The sequence below is a fragment of the Komagataeibacter intermedius TF2 genome (assembly GCF_000964425.1).
GTDB classification, from domain to species: domain Bacteria; phylum Pseudomonadota; class Alphaproteobacteria; order Acetobacterales; family Acetobacteraceae; genus Komagataeibacter; species Komagataeibacter intermedius.
In genome coordinates this window covers 1-332 of sequence record NZ_BANF01000629.1, presented here as the reverse complement: position 1 = coordinate 332, position 332 = coordinate 1, and the positions used below count along the sequence as shown (strand labels likewise).

Annotated in this window: 1 pseudogene; it reads right to left on the bottom strand. The window is 60.5% G+C overall.

The features are described from left to right. A pseudogene (locus B7449_RS18840) lies at positions 1-197 on the bottom strand (hypothetical protein); the annotation flags it as partial. Positions 198-332: the final 135 nt, after the last annotated feature.

Genomic DNA, 332 nt, shown 5'->3' with positions numbered 1-332 from the left:
GTGACTCTGGGAACCGCCGTGAAAGCGGAAAATTCGACTACTGCCGCCTCCACGCTCTCATAGGGTCCCCGCCATCGGCGGGCCGCAGGCGGATAGATTTCAGGCGTCCGGATCAGAACCCCACCATCCGGGTGGAAACCCAGTTCAACCACATACCTGCCGATCAGACGCTTTTCCGTCATGTATTCATGGGTCATCACGGTTCTCCTTCGCCGACGCAGGTGAACGCGTAACCTGACGTTCCGGATAAGCCTGGTTGGGGCGCATCGCAGAATTTCGCGGTCGACGTCCTGCCAGAGGCCGTTGCTGGCTCACCGCCCGACGTCACCACT